The 17,756-nt window shown below is 58.7% G+C and carries 21 protein-coding genes; 11 read left to right on the top strand and 10 right to left on the bottom strand.

Annotation, left to right across the window (positions count from 1 at the left end; genetic code table 11):
- Window positions 1-87 precede the first annotated feature (87 nt).
- The gene (locus tag CPter91_RS23605) at window positions 88-567 is read left to right on the top strand and encodes an Lrp/AsnC family transcriptional regulator (RefSeq protein WP_230411132.1); all 480 of its coding nucleotides are present in this window, start codon (window positions 88-90) and stop codon (window positions 565-567) included.
- Window positions 568-598: 31 nt separating this feature from the next.
- Here the strand turns inward: CPter91_RS23605 and CPter91_RS23600 are convergent, their stop codons facing one another.
- Both CPter91_RS23600 and CPter91_RS23595 read right to left on the bottom strand, forming a co-directional pair.
- Entirely contained in the window at window positions 599-925 is a 327-nt protein-coding gene (locus CPter91_RS23600) for a type II toxin-antitoxin system RelE/ParE family toxin (RefSeq protein ID WP_061945028.1), read from the bottom strand.
- Window positions 922-1,194 carry a type II toxin-antitoxin system Phd/YefM family antitoxin gene (locus tag CPter91_RS23595; RefSeq protein ID WP_061945026.1) on the bottom strand — a complete coding sequence of 91 codons (273 nt, stop codon included), beginning with the start codon at window positions 1,192-1,194 and terminating at the stop codon, window positions 922-924. The genes CPter91_RS23600 and CPter91_RS23595 overlap by 4 nt, the downstream gene beginning before the upstream one ends.
- 235 nt (window positions 1,195-1,429) lie before the next feature.
- Between CPter91_RS23595 and CPter91_RS23590 the strand changes: the two genes are divergently transcribed.
- Together CPter91_RS23590 and CPter91_RS23585 are read left to right on the top strand one after the other, a co-directional pair.
- Window positions 1,430-2,062 carry a cysteine hydrolase family protein gene (locus CPter91_RS23590; RefSeq protein WP_061945024.1) on the top strand — a complete coding sequence of 211 codons (633 nt, stop codon included), beginning with the start codon at window positions 1,430-1,432 and terminating at the stop codon, window positions 2,060-2,062.
- A 72-nt stretch (window positions 2,063-2,134) separates the two neighbouring features.
- Window positions 2,135-2,551, top strand: a complete 417-nt coding sequence (locus CPter91_RS23585; protein ID WP_061945022.1) for a tautomerase family protein — start codon at window positions 2,135-2,137, stop codon at window positions 2,549-2,551.
- Window positions 2,552-2,559: 8 nt separating this feature from the next.
- Here CPter91_RS23585 and CPter91_RS23580 read toward each other — a convergent pair whose 3' ends face one another.
- The gene (locus tag CPter91_RS23580) at window positions 2,560-2,880 is read right to left on the bottom strand and encodes a 2Fe-2S iron-sulfur cluster-binding protein (RefSeq protein ID WP_231879998.1); all 321 of its coding nucleotides are present in this window, start codon (window positions 2,878-2,880) and stop codon (window positions 2,560-2,562) included.
- Window positions 2,881-2,986: 106 nt separating this feature from the next.
- On the opposite strand from CPter91_RS23580, the gene CPter91_RS23575 reads away from it, so the two are divergent.
- Complete coding sequence (locus tag CPter91_RS23575; RefSeq protein WP_082793555.1) at window positions 2,987-3,142, top strand: DUF3096 domain-containing protein; 156 nt, start codon at window positions 2,987-2,989, stop codon at window positions 3,140-3,142.
- A 12-nt stretch (window positions 3,143-3,154) separates the two neighbouring features.
- Here CPter91_RS23575 and CPter91_RS23570 read toward each other — a convergent pair whose 3' ends face one another.
- Window positions 3,155-4,057, bottom strand: a complete 903-nt coding sequence (locus tag CPter91_RS23570; protein ID WP_061945016.1) for a LysR family transcriptional regulator — start codon at window positions 4,055-4,057, stop codon at window positions 3,155-3,157.
- A gap of 60 nt (window positions 4,058-4,117) precedes the next feature.
- Window positions 4,118-5,167 (bottom strand): BMP family ABC transporter substrate-binding protein, encoded by a 1,050-nt coding sequence (locus CPter91_RS23565; protein WP_082793192.1) that lies wholly within the window; start codon window positions 5,165-5,167, stop codon window positions 4,118-4,120.
- A gap of 292 nt (window positions 5,168-5,459) precedes the next feature.
- Here CPter91_RS23565 and CPter91_RS23560 point away from each other — a divergent pair, with 292 nt between their 5' ends.
- Complete coding sequence (locus CPter91_RS23560; protein WP_061945011.1) at window positions 5,460-6,224, top strand: class II glutamine amidotransferase; 765 nt, start codon at window positions 5,460-5,462, stop codon at window positions 6,222-6,224.
- Window positions 6,225-6,286: 62 nt separating this feature from the next.
- Here CPter91_RS23560 and CPter91_RS23555 read toward each other — a convergent pair whose 3' ends face one another.
- Window positions 6,287-7,054 (bottom strand): exodeoxyribonuclease III, encoded by a 768-nt coding sequence (locus CPter91_RS23555; protein WP_061945008.1) that lies wholly within the window; start codon window positions 7,052-7,054, stop codon window positions 6,287-6,289.
- Between the two features lie 233 nt (window positions 7,055-7,287).
- On the opposite strand from CPter91_RS23555, the gene pyrE reads away from it, so the two are divergent.
- Both pyrE and CPter91_RS23545 read left to right on the top strand, forming a co-directional pair.
- Window positions 7,288-7,953 (top strand): orotate phosphoribosyltransferase, encoded by a 666-nt coding sequence (pyrE, locus tag CPter91_RS23550; RefSeq protein WP_061945005.1) that lies wholly within the window; start codon window positions 7,288-7,290, stop codon window positions 7,951-7,953.
- Between the two features lie 86 nt (window positions 7,954-8,039).
- Window positions 8,040-8,684: a DUF4124 domain-containing protein gene (locus CPter91_RS23545; protein ID WP_167595215.1), complete on the top strand. Its 645-nt coding sequence runs from the start codon at window positions 8,040-8,042 to the stop codon at window positions 8,682-8,684.
- Window positions 8,685-8,749: 65 nt separating this feature from the next.
- Here CPter91_RS23545 and gatB read toward each other — a convergent pair whose 3' ends face one another.
- The 4 genes from gatB to gatC all read right to left on the bottom strand — a co-directional run bounded on the left by gatB (window position 8,750) and on the right by gatC (window position 12,709).
- Entirely contained in the window at window positions 8,750-10,210 is a 1,461-nt protein-coding gene (gene gatB / locus CPter91_RS23540) for an Asp-tRNA(Asn)/Glu-tRNA(Gln) amidotransferase subunit GatB (RefSeq protein ID WP_061944999.1), read from the bottom strand.
- Between the two features lie 105 nt (window positions 10,211-10,315).
- The gene (locus CPter91_RS23535; RefSeq protein WP_236905897.1) at window positions 10,316-10,822 is read right to left on the bottom strand and encodes a hypothetical protein; all 507 of its coding nucleotides are present in this window, start codon (window positions 10,820-10,822) and stop codon (window positions 10,316-10,318) included.
- 24 nt (window positions 10,823-10,846) lie between these two features.
- A complete protein-coding gene (gene gatA, locus CPter91_RS23530; protein ID WP_061944981.1) occupies window positions 10,847-12,313 on the bottom strand; it encodes an Asp-tRNA(Asn)/Glu-tRNA(Gln) amidotransferase subunit GatA in 1,467 nt (488 codons plus the stop codon).
- A 93-nt stretch (window positions 12,314-12,406) separates the two neighbouring features.
- A complete protein-coding gene (gene gatC, locus CPter91_RS23525) occupies window positions 12,407-12,709 on the bottom strand; it encodes an Asp-tRNA(Asn)/Glu-tRNA(Gln) amidotransferase subunit GatC (protein ID WP_061944978.1) in 303 nt (100 codons plus the stop codon).
- A 247-nt stretch (window positions 12,710-12,956) separates the two neighbouring features.
- Here gatC and CPter91_RS23520 point away from each other — a divergent pair, with 247 nt between their 5' ends.
- The 4 genes from CPter91_RS23520 to mrdA all read left to right on the top strand — a co-directional run bounded on the left by CPter91_RS23520 (window position 12,957) and on the right by mrdA (window position 17,740).
- The gene (locus CPter91_RS23520; protein WP_041742639.1) at window positions 12,957-14,000 is read left to right on the top strand and encodes a rod shape-determining protein; all 1,044 of its coding nucleotides are present in this window, start codon (window positions 12,957-12,959) and stop codon (window positions 13,998-14,000) included.
- A 167-nt stretch (window positions 14,001-14,167) separates the two neighbouring features.
- Entirely contained in the window at window positions 14,168-15,178 is a 1,011-nt protein-coding gene (gene mreC, locus CPter91_RS23515) for a rod shape-determining protein MreC (protein WP_061944975.1), read from the top strand.
- Entirely contained in the window at window positions 15,175-15,687 is a 513-nt protein-coding gene (gene mreD, locus CPter91_RS23510) for a rod shape-determining protein MreD (RefSeq protein ID WP_061944972.1), read from the top strand. Before mreC ends, mreD begins: the two co-directional genes overlap by 4 nt.
- Window positions 15,688-15,742: 55 nt before the next feature.
- Complete coding sequence (gene mrdA / locus CPter91_RS23505; protein WP_061944966.1) at window positions 15,743-17,740, top strand: penicillin-binding protein 2; 1,998 nt, start codon at window positions 15,743-15,745, stop codon at window positions 17,738-17,740.
- The last annotated feature ends 16 nt before the right edge of the window (window positions 17,741-17,756 follow it).

Genomic DNA, 17,756 nt, shown 5'->3' with positions numbered 1-17,756 from the left:
GATAATCACAAGCAGGGGAAATATTTGTGCATAATGAAGCACAAATCGAACGTAATACGCACGAATCGTGCATATCTGGAGGCTGACATGGAAAATAAGGTGGAAAAACTCGATCGCTATGACCGTATCCTGCTGCGCACCCTGCAGGCCAACGGCCGCGCCTCCAACGTGGAGCTGTCCGAACAGGTGAACCTGTCGCCGCCGCAATGCTACCGGCGGGTCCAGCGGCTGGAGAAGGATGGCATCATCCGCGGCTATGCGGCGCAGGTGGAGCCGGCGGCCATCGGCCTGGGCGTGGTGGCCTTCGTCAACCTGAATATTGCGCGCGAGCAGTTCAAGCAGGTGCGCAAGCTGGAAAAGGCGATCCGCCTGTTTCCGGAGATCCTGGAGTGCTACACGATCTCCGGCGATTTCGATTATCTGCTGAAGGTCGCAGCCAGCGACCTGAAGTCGCTCTCGGCCTTCCTGACGGACCGTCTGATGCAGGTGCCGGGGGTGGCGGGGGTACGTTCCATGGTTTGCCTGGAAGAGATCAAGCCGTCGAGTCCTTTGCCGTTGGGGGATTGATTGGCAAGCCGATGCATTGAAGGCAGAAAATCTAGATTCTAAGTAATCTTGTTGTCAGCAGCGTTCTCATATCCTTGCGCGTATCGCAGACGATATGGATAAAGATGGTTTCTTGGCGAATTTCGTAAATGATCCTGTTCATGCCAGAGATCACCTGTCGATACTGGCTCAGGTTGAGGCGCTGGATTTCATCTGGAATTTTGCCTTCTAGCGGAAATTTCTGAAGGTTGTTTACCGCTTCCCTGAGCTTGTCATAGCTGTGCTGCCAGGTATTCTTGCCAAAATTCCTGATGACGTAGCTTTTTAATTCCTTCAAATCCTGTTCGGCCGAATGGAGGAAGACGACCTGGAAGCTCATTGCCGGTCTTCCCGGTCCAGTTCCGCAAAGACATCCGCTGCCGAGCGGAATTGCTTACCTTCGATTTCCCGGTTTCCGAGTGCAAGAATCTTCAGCATCGACAGCGTCTCTTCATATTCCTCATATGAACGGACGTCCATCACGACCAGCTTGGCTTCCCCATTCTGAGTGATGAGCATCGGTTCGCGGCTGTCGGTAATCTCTTTGACGATTTCGGCGGCATGGCTTTTGAGGTAGCTGATCGGCTTGACCTGGGTTGAGAATTTCATCGATGTTCTCCAGTGAACGCTGCTTTTCCTTGCGGGGTTGATGCTGAAGCATATAAGACTGATTATAGTTCGAATTTGGTCTTCTCATGATCGTAAGCGATGGTTGCCCGTGCCGATGCGAGGATTTGACCTTCCATTTGTGCTGAAACAGCACAAATCATGTGTCGCCCGCCTGCTGTCCTATTGCTCTCCGCAGACTTAAGCTGTGTACTCCAACTCACCAGCAGGAGCTCACATGAATGCCTCGAACAACAGTCTGAGCCGTAACCCTACCATCCGCAGTATCGCCGGCGCCAGCGCCAGCACCCGCCTTGACCCGGCAACAACGGCGCTGGTGGTGATCGATATCCAGAACGAGTATTTCACAGGCAAGCTGCCGATTCCTGACGGCCTGGCTGTGGTGCGCAACGCCAACCGTCTGATCGCCCTGGCTGACAAGCATGGCATGCCGGTGTTTCATATCCAGCAATGGAGCGCGCCGACGCGGCCTCTGTTCACGCAAAACACCGTGATGGCGGAATTCCATCCCGAGGTGCGGCGCGCCGCTCACCACGCCACGATCCGCAAGACCTTCGCCAGCGCGTTTGCCAGTACCGATCTGCAGCAGCAACTGCAGGCGCGCGGCATCAAGACGCTGATCCTGAGCGGCCTGATGACCAATAACTGCATCTCCGCCACCGCCTTCGACGGCGTTGCCAATGGCTACCAGGTCATCATCGGCAGCGATGTCAGCGCTACCCGTGACATCGACGCCTGGGACGGCGGCACGGTCAATCACAAGGATTTGCACCGCGCCGTGCTGACCGGCATGTCGGATGCCATCGCTGAAATCCGCAGCACCAGTGAAATCCTGGAGCTGGTCGCGTAGAAAAGACTTGCCTCTTTGTTGCAGCAAGCGCTGCTTGCTTATTTACCCACCAGACACCAACGAAAGCACATCATGCCCATACTGACTGTACTGCTATCCACTACCCCAGATACCGCCGTTTCCACCAAGGTGGCCGCCACACTGTCGCGCCTGACCGCGGAAATCCTGCACAAGGATCCGGGACTGACCTCGATTGCGGTGTCGCATGTCGACCCGGCGCACTGGTTTGTCGGCGGTCCCTCGCTGGCGGCGCAAAGGAAAACCAGCTTCTTCCTGGATATCCGCATCACCGATGAAACCAATACCGCCAATGAAAAGGCGCATTACATTGATGCTGTCTTCAAGGAAATTGGCGCATTGCTGGGTGAGCTGCATCATGAAAGTTATGTCCATGTGCATGATGTGCGCGCTGCCGCCTACGGCTTTGGCGGCTTGACGCAGCAGCAGCGGGCCGTGGTGGCGCGTTTGCAGAATCCGCTCACCGCCTGAAGCTCGCTCTACCCGGGCAGGCGCGTAGCGCGCGGTTCTTCGATCACCAGGTCTGATTGCGGCTGGGCGACGCAGGGCAAGATGTAGCCGTCCTTCTTTTCATCGCTGCTCAGGCCTGGCCACTCGATCTGGTAGCGTATCTGTCCGCTGAGCAGGCGGCACATGCAGGTCCTGCATGTGCCGTTCCTGCATGAACTCGGCAAATCGATGCCCGACTGGCGCGCGGCCTCGCGCAGCGACAGACCGCCGGCTGCAGTGAACAGCCATCCCTTCGGTTCGATCCGGACGCTGAATGCGCTGTCGTCAGCCGCCATGTTTTCCTTCCCCATAATTCCCTCTGGAAAATCCGCGCATGACGGCGGCGATCTTGTAGAATCTCCGGCCAGTTGCAGGCGCGCGATGGCTTGCATTTTCCATCATAAAAAAAGACTGTCCATGAACATACATTTTTCGCTCGTACCTATTGTTTCCCTGATTGCCGGTATCCTGATCCTGGTGACGCCTAAGCTGTTGAACTATATCGTGGCTTTTTACCTGATCGCCATCGGCCTGATCGGCTTATTCGGCACCGGCCATTTCCGTATTCACTAAGGCAGTATCGGCTTAATCCCAGCGCGGCGTGCCATACCAGGCCACGGCAAAGTCGACAAAAGCCCTGACCTTCGGCGACAGGTGCCGGTTTTGCGGATAGATCGCATACAGGTCGCGTGGTTTCAGCGTGAAATCCGGCAGCACCCGCTGCAGATCGCCGCGCCGCAGATCTTCATGCACGATGAAAGAACTGGTGGTGGCGATGCCCAGTCCGGCCAGTGCCGCCGAGCGCAAGGCAATGCCGGTGTTGGCTTGCAGATTGCCGCGCACGGTCACCGTCTGCTCGCTGCCATCGGCGGCGTAGAACTCGAATTCGTTGGGCTTTTGCGCCAGCGTGTAGGTCAGACAGTTATGCTGCGCCAGGTCGGCCGGCTGTTGCGGCGCGCCTTGTCGCTGCAGGTATGCCGGCGCGGCGACCAAGAGTATTTCGCAGCTTGCCAGCCGCTTGGCGATCAGGGTCGAGTCCTGCAAGCCGCGGGTCAGGCGCAAGGCGACGTCGAAGCCTTCTTCGATGATATCGACCAGGCGGTCATTGCAGACCAGGTCGACTTTCAGCTGCGGGTTGGCGAGGATGAACTGCGGCAGCCATTGCGCCAGCTCCAGCGTGCCGAAGGCCATCGGGGCGTTGATGCGCAAGGTGCCGGACGGCTTCGTCTGGTGCGCCGATACCGCCTGGCTGGCGTCGTCGATCTGATCCAGTATCAGGCGGCTGCGCTCATAATATTCCTGGCCGGCTTCGGTCAGCGCGAAGCGGCGCGTGGTGCGGTTCAGCAGCTGCGCGCCTAGCTGCAGTTCCAGCTGCCGCACCTGGCGTGAAACGATGGTGTGCGACTGGTTGAGTTCGGCGGCGGCGGCGGTGAAGCTGCCGTTTTCCACCACGCGCCGGAAAGCGCGCATCGCTGCCAGTTGATCCATGCGCCATGCTCCAGGATAAATAAAAGCACAACGCTATCAGAATCAACCGGTAGCCGCCATTTAATCTACTTTCAGCTTGCCGCTGATGATCGCGCTGCTGGCCTCACGCAGCTTTTGCAGCACCGGGCGCTGGTGCAGGATGTCGCATTCCGAATAGGCGGCATCCAGGCCAAGCGCGGTCAGCGCCACCGCGCCTTCTTTCAGGCCGAAATCGAAACGCGGCGCCGTCGAACCATTGGCCAGCAGGCCGACCGCCAGGATGATGGCGCTATCGGCATGGACTTCGACATTGTCCAGCACCTTGCCGGGCGCCTGTATGCACTGGTTGACGCCGCTGCCGATGGCTTTGCCGCGGTTTTGCGGCGTCAGCGCCTTGAATACGCCGGAATTGCTGCCCGCGGCGGCAGCCCAGATTACATCGACGCCGTCGCCGAGCATGGTCTTGGTCAGGGCTTCGGCGCGCGGCGGGTCGTTGAATGGCTGGGCGCCTTCCACCCACAGCGGTTCATGCACGGAAATGGCGGGTTTGGCAGCGTGCGCGCCGTTGCTGAAAGCCTCGCTGTTTTTCTGCCGCAAGGCGGTGTTGCTGGCGCCGATCAGGCCGATCTTGCCGCTGGCGGAGACCAACGCCGCCTGCATGCCGGCGAGGTAACTGGCTTCGGATTCGCGGAAAGTGATGCAGGTGATAGTGCTGGCAGCGTTGTCGATGCAATGCTCGAGGATCACAAAACGGGTTTGCGGCGCCTGGCGCGCCACGCTATCCAGCAAATCCTTGAATTCGATGCCCATCACCACCACGATCTTGGCGCCTTGCTTGACCGCGTTGTCCAGCTGTTGCAGACGGCCGGCGCGCGTCGCCTGGCTTTCCAGGGTACTGGCTTGCATCTTGTACAGCTTGGCGGCGTTGTTGACGCCGTTGCTGCCTTGCTGCAGCAGCACGTCGTCGTTCATGGGCACCGGGCGCACATAGATGATTTTGGGCAGGTCGGCGGCGCCGGCCAGTCCGGGCAACAGTGCCAGCGTCAGCAGCAGGCGCCGCATTTTGCCGGATAGGCCAGATAATGTGAGGCGTGAGCGTGCATGCGGCGTGCGAGGGGCCAGTGTCATCATTGTCTCTTCCTTGTTATAAGGCGCCGGATCTGATGCCGGCGCGCGTTTGTGCCCACATATTGCTGGCAAAGCGCGCGCGCTCCATTTGAGGCAGGATATACAAGGTATTGCGCCAAACTGATGTGCCGTATCCGGGAGTGAGGTCCGCTGAGCGAGGCGGCAGCAGGCGCCTCCACCATATTTAACTTTTTATTAGGACGGCTGCGTGATACCGTTATCAAACTGAATAGTGTGGCGGCTCTCTTTGCCGCGCGCTGCAGTCAATTATGTCTATCTCACCTGGTTCAGGAATATGTGTCAGTTACTTGGAATGAATTGCAATGTGCCGACCGACATTGTGTTCAGCTTTACCGGCTTCGCCACCCGCGGCGGCCAGACCGATCATCATAGCGACGGCTGGGGCATCGCTTTTTTCGAAGGCAGCGGGGTACGTCATTTTGTCGACTACCAGGCGGCGATTGCCTCGCCGGTAGCGGAGCTGATCCGGCGTTGCCCGATCAAGTCGAAGAATGTCATCGCGCATATCCGCAAAGCCACCCAGGGTCAGGTAGCGCTGCAAAACTGCCATCCGTTCATTCGGGAATTGTGGGGGCGCTACTGGGTATTCGCCCATAACGGCGACTTGAAGGAATTCGCGCCGCGCCTTGACGGGCCGTACCGGCCGGTCGGCAATACCGACAGTGAACTGGCGTTTTGCTACATATTGCAGCAGTTGCGCCAGCGCTTCGGCGACACGCCGCCGTCGCAGGCGGAGCTGACGCTGGCATTGCGCGCGCTGACCAGCGAAATCGCCGCCCACGGTACTTTCAACATGATGCTGTCAGACGGTTCTGCCTTGTTCACGCATTGCTCGACCAAGCTGTATTACATCGTGCGGCAGTTTCCGTTTGCCGAAGCCCATCTGTCTGACGACGATGTCAGCGTCGATTTTTCGCAAGTGACGACGCCGCAGGACCGGGTGGCAGTAATCGTTACCGAGCCGCTCACCACCAATGAGGTGTGGACCAAGTTTGGCGAGGGCGAGCTGATCGTGTTCGTCGACGGCCAGCCGGTCTAGTGTAGTGCTCCGTCATTGACGCAACACTACATCAGGGCCGCCGCCGGCACAGCCGAGGTGAATCAGGAATAGTCGATCGTCAGCGGCGCGTGATCCGAAAAGCGCTCGTCCTTGTAGATCGCCACGGCGTGTGCGTTGGCGGCGATGCCCGGGGTGGAGATATGGTAATCGATGCGCCAACCGACGTTCTTGGCCCAGGCCTGGCCGCGGTTGCTCCACCAGGTGTATTGCTCTTCACGCTGGTCGACCTTGCGGAAGACGTCGACCAGGCCGACTTCGTCGAACAGCTGGGTCAGCCAGGCGCGTTCTTCCGGCAGGAAGCCGGAATTCTTCTTGTTGCCCTTCCAGTTTTTCAGATCACGCTCCTGGTGGGCGATATTCCAGTCGCCGCAAATCACCACTTCGCGCCCGCTAGCCTTGAGTTCCTGCAAATGCGGCAGGAACGCTTCCATGAAGCGGAACTTGGCGATCTGCCGTTCTTCACTGGACGAGCCGGACGGGCAATATAGTGAAATCACCGTCAGGTCGCCGAAATCGCACTCCACGTAGCGGCCTTCGGCATCGAATTCTTCATTGCCGAAGCCGATCCGGACCGCATTCGGCTTTCGTTTGCTGTACAGGCCGACGCCGGAATAGCCCTTTTTCTCGGCATAATGGAAATGCCCGACGTAGCCCTCCGGCGCCAGGAATTCCGGCGTCATGTCGGTGGCCTGGGCCTTCAGTTCCTGGACACAGATGAAATCGGCGGACTGTTTGGTCAGCCACTCGAAGAAGCCTTTTCTGGCTGCGGAGCGGATACCGTTGAGATTGGCTGAAATGATTCTTGGCATGTTGGTCGTTGGTAAATGAATAAGATGGAATGATACCGGGTCAGACGACAAGGATAACCGAAGCGCAGGCTGGACGCGTAGACAGGCCTGTACGAAAAATATCGGGTTGGCAGGCACGTTGTTTGCAGTTACTGCGTGGAGCGGATGAACTCCATTTAAAATGACGGTCTGGTGTCGCTTTTGGATTGTAAACAGCGACAAAATTTGTCAGCATCAACCGTCTGGAGTGCATTTTGAACAATTTACGTCAACAATTTATAGAATTTGCGGTCAAGGCCGGTGTGCTGAAGTTCGGCGAGTTTGTCACCAAGGCTGGACGCACCTCGCCGTATTTCTTCAATGCGGGCATGTTTAACGAGGGCGCCGCCCTGGGCCAGCTGGCACAGTTTTATGCACGCACCCTGATCGATTCGGGTTTGCAGTTCGATATGCTGTTCGGGCCGGCCTACAAGGGCATCACGCTGGCATCGGCAACGGCAGTGGCGCTGGCGGCGCAAGGGCGCAATGTGCAGTTCGCCTACAACCGCAAGGAAGCCAAGGACCACGGCGAGGGCGGCAATATCGTCGGTGGCCCGCTGAAGGGGCGGGTGCTGATTATCGATGATGTGATTTCCGCCGGCACTTCGGTGCGGGAATCGGTCGAGATGATCCGTGCCGCCGGCGCTACGCCATGTGCGGTGGTGATCGCGCTGGACCGGATGGAGCGTTCCGGCAAGGACGATGCTTTGTCCGCCAACTCGGCGGTAGAAGAAGTGACGCAAGCGTATGGCATGCCGGTGATTTCGATCGGCAACCTGAACGATTTGCTTGAATATATTTCCGGCGCTGGCGCTGACGCTGAGCTGAACCGCTACCAGGCAGCGGTGGCAGCTTATCGGGAGCGCTACGGCGTAGCGTGACCGCGCGGCTTGTGCGACACAGCCGTTGCTTTGCGTCTTGCGCCAGATAGCATGGTGGGTGTCGACATATGTCGTGGATGATGGGAATGAAGCGGATTGCACTAACTCTTAAGCGGGTCATTTTTTTCGGCGCAGCAGGCTTGCTGCCATTGCTGGCGCACGGCCAGATTTATACCTGCAAGGATGGCGCCGGGCGCACCGTGACGGGCGACCATCCGATGCCTGAGTGCGCTGACCGGCGGATTGTGGAGCTGTCCAAGGCCGGGGTGGTCAAGCGCGAAATTCCGGCGCCGCTGAGCGCCGAACAAAAGCGCCAGCAAGAGATCCTGGATGAAAAGCGCAGGGCTGAGGCAGCCGCAGAAGAGCAGCGGCGTCAGCAAGACCGCGCTTTGCTGGCGCGTTATCGCAGCGAGGCCGATATCGAATCCTCGCGCCGCTATTATCTGTCCTTGTCGCAGGATCTGATCAAGCGCGACCAGATCGGCATCGACGACGCCCAGAACCAGCTGAAAGCGGCGAATACCGAAGCCGAGTTCTACAAGCGCAAGAAAAGCTTGCCGATGAGCTTGCGCAACAAGATAGAGGATGCCAACCGCGACATCGCTTATAACCAGAAAAACATGGCGGACCATCAAGCCGAACTGGGACGCATCAACGGCAAGTTCGACGAAACACTCAAGCACTATCGGGAATTGGCCAGCACGGCGGCAGAAGCGCAAGCGGCGCGGTAAGGTTAGTGCGGCTATAAAGCAAAACGGCTGGCATGGCGCCAGCCGTTTTTTTTCGCCTTCAGCTTTTAAGCTGTCAGCTTCTGTTTCAGCAGCGCGGTCAGCTGCGCTGGATTGGCCTTGCCTTTGCTGGCTTTCATGGCTTGCCCGATCAGTGCGTTAATTGCTTGCTCCTTGCCGGCGCGGAATTCTTCGACCGATTTGGCATTGGCAGCCAATACATCGTCGACGATTTTTTCCAGTGCGCCGCTATCTGAAATCTGCTTCAAGCCCTTGCTTTCGATGATCTCGTCAGCCAGGCTTTCCTGTGTTGCCTTGGCATCCCACATCGCTGCAAACACTTCCTTGGCAATTTTGGTGGAGATGGTGCCGTCGGCGATGCGTTGCAGCAGCACTGCCAGCTGGGCGGCGCTGACAGGCGCTTGGGTGATGTCGACGTTTTCCCGGTTCAGCGCCGAGGACAGGTCGCCCATCAGCCAGTTGGCGGCAGGTTTGGCTTGTTCCTTGCCAGCCTTGCCCGTGACTGCTTCAAAGTAACGCGCCATGGCTTTCGACTGCGTCAACACCGCAGCATCGTATTCCGACAGGCCGAACTCGCGTATGAAACGTTCGCGCATGGCGTCCGGCAGTTCCGGCATGGTGGCGCGCACGCGCTCTACCCATTCCGCGGCGATCACCAGCGGCGGCAGGTCCGGATCCGGGAAGTAGCGGTAATCCTGCGAATCTTCCTTGCTGCGCATCGAGCGCGTTTCTTTCTTGTCCGGGTCATACAGGCGGGTTTCCTGCACCACTTTGCCGCCGTCTTCGATCACTTCGATCTGGCGCCGTACTTCGTAGTTGATGGCCTCTTCCAGGAAGCGGAAAGAGTTGAGGTTCTTGATCTCGCTGCGGGTGCCGTAGGCCGCCTGGCCGAGCGGACGCACCGAAACGTTGGCATCGCAACGGAAGGAGCCTTCCTGCATGTTGCCGTCGCAAATTCCCAGCCACATCACCAATGAGTGCAATGCCTTGGCATAGGCCACCGCTTCGGCGGCGCTGCGCATGTCCGGTTCGGTGACGATTTCCAGCAATGGCGTACCGGCGCGGTTGAGGTCGATGCCGCTCATGCCCTGATAGTCTTCATGCAGCGATTTGCCGGCGTCTTCTTCCAGGTGGGCGCGCGTCAGTTGCACGGTGCGCAACTCGCTCTTGCCGTCTTTTTCCAGCATGAAGGAAACCTTGCCGCCCTGGACCACCGGGATTTCAAACTGGCTGATCTGGTAGCCCTTCGGCAGGTCGGGGTAGAAGTAGTTTTTGCGGGCGAAAATCGACTGCGGCGCAATCACCGCATTCACCGCCAGGCCAAACTGGATCGCCCGTTCCACCGCGCCGCGGTTCAGCACCGGCAGCACGCCCGGCAGCGCCAGGTCGACCGGGCTGGCCTGGGTGTTGGCTTCAGCGCCGAACTGAGTCGAGGCGCCGCTGAATATTTTTGACTTGGTCGAGAGTTGCGTATGCGTTTCCAGACCGATCACGACTTCCCACTGCATAATTATTTCCTATCCGATTAGTTGGGGACAGAGCTGCACGGGTAGTGTAATTCGGCGCACGGCGGCGCCTCTTAAACCCTACCCGGGCAGCTCTGTCCCCAAATATTATTTATAACTACACTCGCCGGTCTTCAAATCCACCGACAGTTCCGTAAAATTTCCGCGTGAGCCGCACAGCGCCGGGCAGCTCGGTATCACATGCAATTTGTCGCCGTCGCGCTGCAGGCGGATGCTGCAATTCATGCCGTGATTATAAAAATCGTAGCCGCGCTGATGACGGGCGGCGACTGGATCTTTCAAAGTGATGCGCCAGTTGCTTTTGTCGCCGTCCTGCTCCACTTCAGCTTGCGGATCGTCGCTGGTGTCGATGCTGCATTCGAAGCCGTGGGTCGGCCGGTACAGCGCCGATTCCCAGCGCAAGGCTTCGATGCGCTCGCCATCCAGCTTGAATTCGCCGGTATCGCCATAAATCACTTTCTCGCCATCTTCATCGCGCGTCATGTTGCAGCCGAACTTGGTCTGCAACTGCTGCGCCTGGCTGAGCGGCGTCAACAGTGCCGCGCCCAGAATGAACAGCAGCAGAGCGCTATGGCGCCGAACGCCGCTTCGCATGGTCGATAGCATGGCGCGCCTTCGTCAGCCAGGCGTGCGCTGATGCCAGTCGGTGACGCGCTGGAACTGGTGCGCGACATTGAGCAGCTTGGCTTCATCGTAGTAATTGCCGATGATCTGCAATCCGACCGGACGCCGTGCATTCTTCTCGCCCTGGCCGAAGCCGCAGGGTATCGACATGCCTGGCAAGCCTGCCAGGCTGGTTGACAGCGTGTAGATATCGGCCAGGTAGTTGGCGACCGGATCGTTGGCCTTGGCGCCCAGATCCCAGGCCACGGTCGGCGATACCGGCCCCATGATGACGTCGCACTGGCGGTTCGGGCCGCTCAGCGCATTCTGGAAATCTTCGGCGATCAGGCGGCGGATTTTTTGCGCCTGCAGGTAGTATGCGTCGTAGTAGCCGTGCGACAGCACATAGGCGCCGACTAGGATGCGGCGCTTCACTTCTTCGCCGAAACCTTCCGCGCGCGACTTCTTGTACATGTCGGCCAGGTCCTTGTAATCGGCTGCGCGATGACCATAGCGGACGCCGTCGAAACGGCTCAGGTTGGACGACGCTTCCGCTGGTGCGATGACGTAATAGACTGGGATCGAGAGTTCGGTTTTCGGCAGCGAAATATCGACCAGCGTGGCGCCCAGCTTTTCGTACTCGGCCAGCGCCGCGCGCACAGCTTGCTCGACGTCCGGCGCCAGGCCGCTGCTGAAGTATTCGCGCGGAATGCCAATCCGCAAGCCCTTCAAATCCTTTTCCAGATCGCGGCTGAAATCTTCTTTGGGCCGTTCCAGGCTAGTCGAATCGCGTGGATCGAAACCGGTCATGGCGTTCAGCAGCAGTGCGCAGTCTTCCGCGGTCTGGGCAATCGGGCCGGCCTGGTCCAGCGACGAAGCGAAGGCGATCATGCCAAAGCGCGACACACTGCCGTAGGTCGGCTTGATGCCGGTCACGCCGCACAGCGAGGCCGGCTGGCGGATCGAGCCGCCGGTGTCGGTAGCGGTGGCGGCCGGGGTCAGGCGCGCCGCTACCGCGGCGGCCGAACCGCCGGAGGAGCCGCCCGGAATCGCTGTCTTGTCCCAGGGATTCTTGACCGCGCCGAAATACGAGTTTTCGTTAGAAGAACCCATGGCGAATTCATCGCAGTTCAGCTTGCCGAGGTTGACCATGCCGGCGTTGTTGAAATGCTCCACTACGGTAGCGTCGAACGGGCTGGTGTAGTTTTCCAGCATCTTCGAACCGGCCGTCGCGCGCCAGCCGCGCGTCACGAAAATATCCTTGTGCGCGATCGGCACGCCGGTCAGCGGCGTGCTGTCGTTGTGCGCCAGGCGCTGGTCGGCGGCGCGCGCCTGCTGCAGCGTCAATTCCTGGTCAACGTGGAGGAAAGCGTTCAGGTCGCTTTGCTGGATCCTGGCCAGGTACAGTTTTGCCAATTCCTCGGCGGAAATTTTCTTTTCGTGCAGCAGCACCGACAATTGCTTGAGTGTTTTGGTATGCATGAGTACTTTTAAATATTAACTTTGCGTGATAGCCCGTCAGGCTTCGGACAACAAGCCGCCTGCATCATGTGCAGGCAAGCGTCGGCCGATGTCTTATTCGAGGACTTTGGGCACCAGGTACAGGCCGTCTTCGGTCGCCGGGGCAACCTTTTGATACTCTTCGCGCCGGTTCGGCTCGGTCACTTCATCCTCGCGCAGGCGCAAGGAAAGATCGTGGCGGATGGCGGCAATCGGATGGCTGAGCGGCTCGATGCCGGTGGTGTCCACCGCGCGCATCTGCTCCACCAGCGAAAAAATACCGTTCAATTTATCCAGCGTGGAGGCGGCTTGGCCGTCGGTGAGTTCCAGGCGTGCTAAATTGGCAATGCGCTTAACGTCGGAAAGGGCTAATGACATGATTTTCGATCGCGCTACGGGGCGCGGCTGCTAGTGTGGTTAAAAAATTAATAGTTTGCTTGCGAAAAACTTCTCGGATTTTTGCAAAAAGCAAGCATTTTGAGCGCTATACGCCCTAAGTTGAGTCAAATTATAAGGTAGAATGTTGCGTCCATGCGGCAGGTAATAGATCTTTACCATGCGCCGGATACTAGACACCCCCCTAAAAAACGTTTGAGCGCACCATTGTTGCGCATTGGAACAATTCATGTTTGGATTTTTACGCAGTTACTTTTCGAATGACCTGGCGATTGACCTGGGTACCGCGAATACGCTGATTTATGTGCGCGATCAAGGTATTGTCCTGGATGAGCCGTCGGTTGTTGCGATTCGCCAGCAGGGTGGCCCTAACGGCAAGAAGACAATTCAGGCCGTTGGCCGCGAAGCAAAGCAGATGCTGGGCAAGGTTCCCGGCAACATCGAAGCGATCCGCCCGATGAAAGACGGGGTCATTGCCGACTTCACCGTCACCGAGCAGATGCTCAAGCAATTCATCCGCATGGTGCACGACACCAAGCTGTTCAAGCCATCGCCGCGCATCATCATCTGCGTGCCTTGCGGCTCGACCCAGGTGGAACGTCGCGCGATTCGCGAGTCGGCCCTGGGCGCAGGCGCGTCCCAAGTGTTCCTGATCGAAGAGCCTATGGCCGCTGCCATCGGCGCCGGCCTGCCAGTCTCTGACGCTACCGGTTCGATGGTAGTCGACATCGGCGGCGGCACGACCGAAGTCGGCATCATTTCGCTGGGCGGCATGGTCTACAAGGGTTCAGTGCGTGTGGGCGGCGACAAGTTCGACGAAGCCATCGTCAACTACATCCGCCGCAACTACGGCATGCTGATCGGCGAACAGACCGCGGAAGCGATCAAGAAAGAAATCGGTTCCGCCTTCCCGGGTTCGGAAGTGCGTGAAATGGAAGTCAAGGGACGCAACCTGTCGGAAGGCATCCCGCGCTCGTTCACCATTTCCAGCAACGAAATCCTGGAAGCCCTGACCGATCCGCTCAACAACATCGTTTCGGCCGTCAAGAACGCGCTGGAACAGACTCCGCCGGAACTCGGCGCGGACATCGCCGAGAAGGGCATGATGCTGACCGGCGGTGGCGCTCTGCTGCGCGACCTGGATCGTCTGCTGATGGAAGAAACCGGCTTGCCGGTGATTGTGGCTGAAGATCCGCTGACCTGCGTGGTGCGCGGGTCCGGCATGGCGCTGGAGCGGATGGACAAGCTGGGCTCGATCTTTTCTTACGAGTAACCCAGACTGATGCGACGCTTACCCCACCTCGCCAGCTTGATCATGAGGGTGGGTAGCGGCAACCGGGTCGGTGCACCAGTGCATACGACCCGTTGTTGCATCTACGGTACCGGCATGGATGTGCTTGTACCGCCAGCCACCGACCAAATAGAATCTGTCCATTACTGATGGAATACAGTCCACCACCCCTATTCAAGCAAGGCGCGTCAGCCCGCGCCAAGGCGGTGATATGCACGCTGCTGGCGCTGGCGCTGCTGATTGCCGATTCAAAAGTGCACGCGCTGCTGCTGGTGCGGCAGGCAGTCGGCACCGCGCTCTATCCCTTGCAGATGGTGGCCCTGGTGCCGCGCGACGCCAGCAATCGCGTGATCGATTATTTTTCTTCGCTGTCGACGGTGGAAAAAGAAAACCAGGCATTGCGCAGCAAGCAGGGCGAGCGCGCGCAGCAATTGCAGCAGGCGCAGCAGCTGGCGGCGGAAAATGCGCAGCTGCGCAAACTGCTGGGCGCCGAGCAGCGTCTGCCGGTGAAATCGGTCATGAGCGAAATCCTCTACGACGCCCGTGATCAGTTTGCGCGCAAGGTCATCATGGACCGCGGTTCGCAGCACGGCGTCGCCACCGGCCAGCCGGTGATCGACGACGCCGGCATTGTCGGCCAGGTTACGCGCGTTTTCCCCTTTACTTCGGAAGTCACGCTGCTGACCGACAAGGACCAGGCGATCCCGGTGCAGGTGCTGCGTAATGGTTTGCGCAGCGTCGCCTATGGCCGCGGCCAGTCTGGCTATCTCGACTTGCGTTTCATGTCTTCCAATGCCGATATCCAGAAGGGCGATCTGCTGGTGACCTCCGGCATCGACGGCGTCTATCCGGCCGGCCTTGCGGTCGCCAAGGTGATACAGGTTGAAACCAAGTCGGCCGATGCCTTCGCCCACATCGTGTGCGAACCGGTGGCCGGCATTGATCGCCACACGCAATTGCTGATCTTGCTGGTCGATCCGAATCCGATCGTGCGTCCTGACGATGAAGCTGCCGTTCCCAACAGCAAAGCCGATATCCTCAGCAAGCGCCGCCTGACCGAGAGCACCCGCGACAAGACCAGGGAAGCTGCGAAAGATGCCGGGAAAGAAGCCAACCCGGAAGCGGCCCGTAAAAATCCGCAGGGAGCCGGCGTCCGATGATGCGTCCACACTACATTCTGTTGCCGGCCAATCCGCTATTCATCGCGATGACCTTGCTGCTGGCCTTCCTGCTCAATTTGCTGCCTTGGGGCCAATGGCCTGGCGTGCCGGATTTCGTCGCGCTGGTGCTGGTGTTCTGGAGCATTCACCAGCCGCGCAAGATCGGCATCGGCATCGCCTTTTGCATGGGCTTGCTGATGGATGTGCACGAAGCCACGTTGCTCGGCCAGAACGCCCTGGCGTATACCTTGCTGTCCTATTTTGCGATCATGATCCATCGTCGCGTGCTGTGGTTCTCGGTCAGCGTCCAGGCCTTGCATGTGCTGCCGCTGATGCTGCTTACCCAGCTGATACAGCTGGTGATCCGCATGTCCGTCAACGGCAAGTTCCCAGGCTGGCTGTATTTTGCCGAAAGCTTTGTCAGCATGGCCCTGTGGCCGCTGGTGGTATGGCTGTTGCTGGCGCCGCAGCGGCGCGCGGTCGATCGCGATGATAATCGCCCCATTTAGGGTCTGTTGACATATATCGGCAGCCACGGCTGGTGCTGAATCGTAGCTGATATCCATGACTGAATTTAAAAACACCGAACGCGAACTACGCCATTTCCGCCTGCGGATATCGGCTGCCATCGCGTTCGTCATGATCTGTTTCGGCTTGCTGTGCGCACGCTTCGTCTGGCTGCAGGTGGTGCGCCACGATGCCTACGCCGCCCAGGCCGAGGACAATCGCATTTCGCTGGTGCCGGTGGTGCCTAACCGTGGCCTGATCATGGATCGCAACGGCGTCATCCTGGCTCGCAACTATTCTGCCTACACGCTGGAAATCACCCGCTCGAAAATCCGTGGCGACCTTGATCCAGTGATCGACGAGCTGGCGCAGGTAGTCAGCATCACGCCGAAAGACCGGCGCCGTTTCAAGAAATTGCTGGAAGATTCGAAGAGCTTCGCCAGCCTGCCGATCCGTACTCGCCTGACCGACGAAGAAGTGGCGCGCTTCACCGCCCAGCGTTATCGCTTTCCCGGGATCGATGTGCAGGCGCGCCTGTTCCGCCAATATCCTCTGGGTGAAGTGGCGGCGCACGTGATCGGCTACATCGGCCGCATCAACCAAAAGGATGCCGACCGCATCGACGACAGCGACGATGCCGCCAACTACAAGGGCACCAGCTACATCGGCAAGGACGGCCTGGAAAAGAGCTACGAAAAGCAATTGCACGGCACCACCGGCTACGAAGAAATCGAAATTGCCGCCAGCGGCCGGGCAGTGCGCAGCATGTCGCACGTATCGGCGACTCCGGGTGACAACCTGATTCTGTCGATCGACATCGAATTGCAGAAGGTGGTGGAGGAGGCGTTCGGTGATCGCCGCGGTGCGCTGGTGGCGATCGAGCCATCCACCGGGGACGTGCTGGCGTATGTTTCGCAGCCGTCGTTCGATCCCAATCTGTTCGTTGAAGGTATCGATCAGCAAAGCTGGGACGAACTGAATAATTCGCCCGATCACCCGTTGATCAATCGCCCGATGAGCGGCACTTATGCGCCCGGGTCGACCTACAAGCCGTTCATGGCGCTGGCAGCGCTGGAGCTGGGCAAGCGCACCACTTCTTTCGCCATTAACGATATCGGCTATTTCATGCTCGGCGGGCACCAGTTCCGCGACGACAAGGTAGGCGGCCACGGACGGGTAGACATGTACAAGTCCATCGTTGAATCTTGCGATACCTATTATTACATGCTGGCCAATGACCTTGGTCCCGACACCATCCACGATTTCATGAAACCGTTCGGTTTCGGCCAGTTGACCGGCATCGACCTGGAGCATGAGCAGCGCGGAATATTGCCGTCGACTGACTGGAAGCGTAAATACTACAAACGGGTGGCGGCGCAGAAGTGGGTCGGAGGCGATACGATTTCACTTGGGATCGGCCAGGGCTTCAATGCCTTTACGCCACTGCAGATGGCGCATGCGGTAGCTACCTTGGTCAACGACGGGATAGTGATGAAACCGCATCTGGTAAAGATCATCGAAGACGGCACAACGCGCACGCGGACACAAACTGTCCCGAAGGAAAGTTACCGTATTCCGCTGAAGCAGGAAAATGTCGATTTCATCAAGAAAGCGATGGTGGGGGTTACCCACGAAGGTACCGGGCGAGCAATATTTGCCGGCGCCGGTTATGAGTCGGGCGGCAAGACCGGAACAGCCCAGGTCTTAGGCATCAAACAAGGCGAGAAATACGACAAGAGGCACAATAACACCCGCTTGGCCGACAATGCCTGGTATACCGCGTTTGCACCTGCCGACAAGCCGCGCATAGCGATTGCCGTAATTGTCGAAAACGGTGGCTTCGGCGCGGCGGCGGCGGCGCCGATTGCGCGCAAGGCGCTGGATTTCTATTTGCTGGGCAAGCGACCTGGTGATAACGGCAAGATTGCCGCGCCGGTGACATCGCCCGCCGCAGCCGATGAGGATCTCGGGCCGGCGCCAACCGACGTCAAACCGAACGACGGTTCTGACGACAGCTACAAGCCGGGCGAAGTAACCCCGGGAAATCGGGAGTAACAGATGGTCACCGAAC

The organism is Collimonas pratensis, from assembly GCF_001584185.1.
Lineage (GTDB): Bacteria > Pseudomonadota > Gammaproteobacteria > Burkholderiales > Burkholderiaceae_D > Collimonas > Collimonas pratensis.
This window is presented reverse-complemented; position numbering and strand designations above follow the sequence as displayed.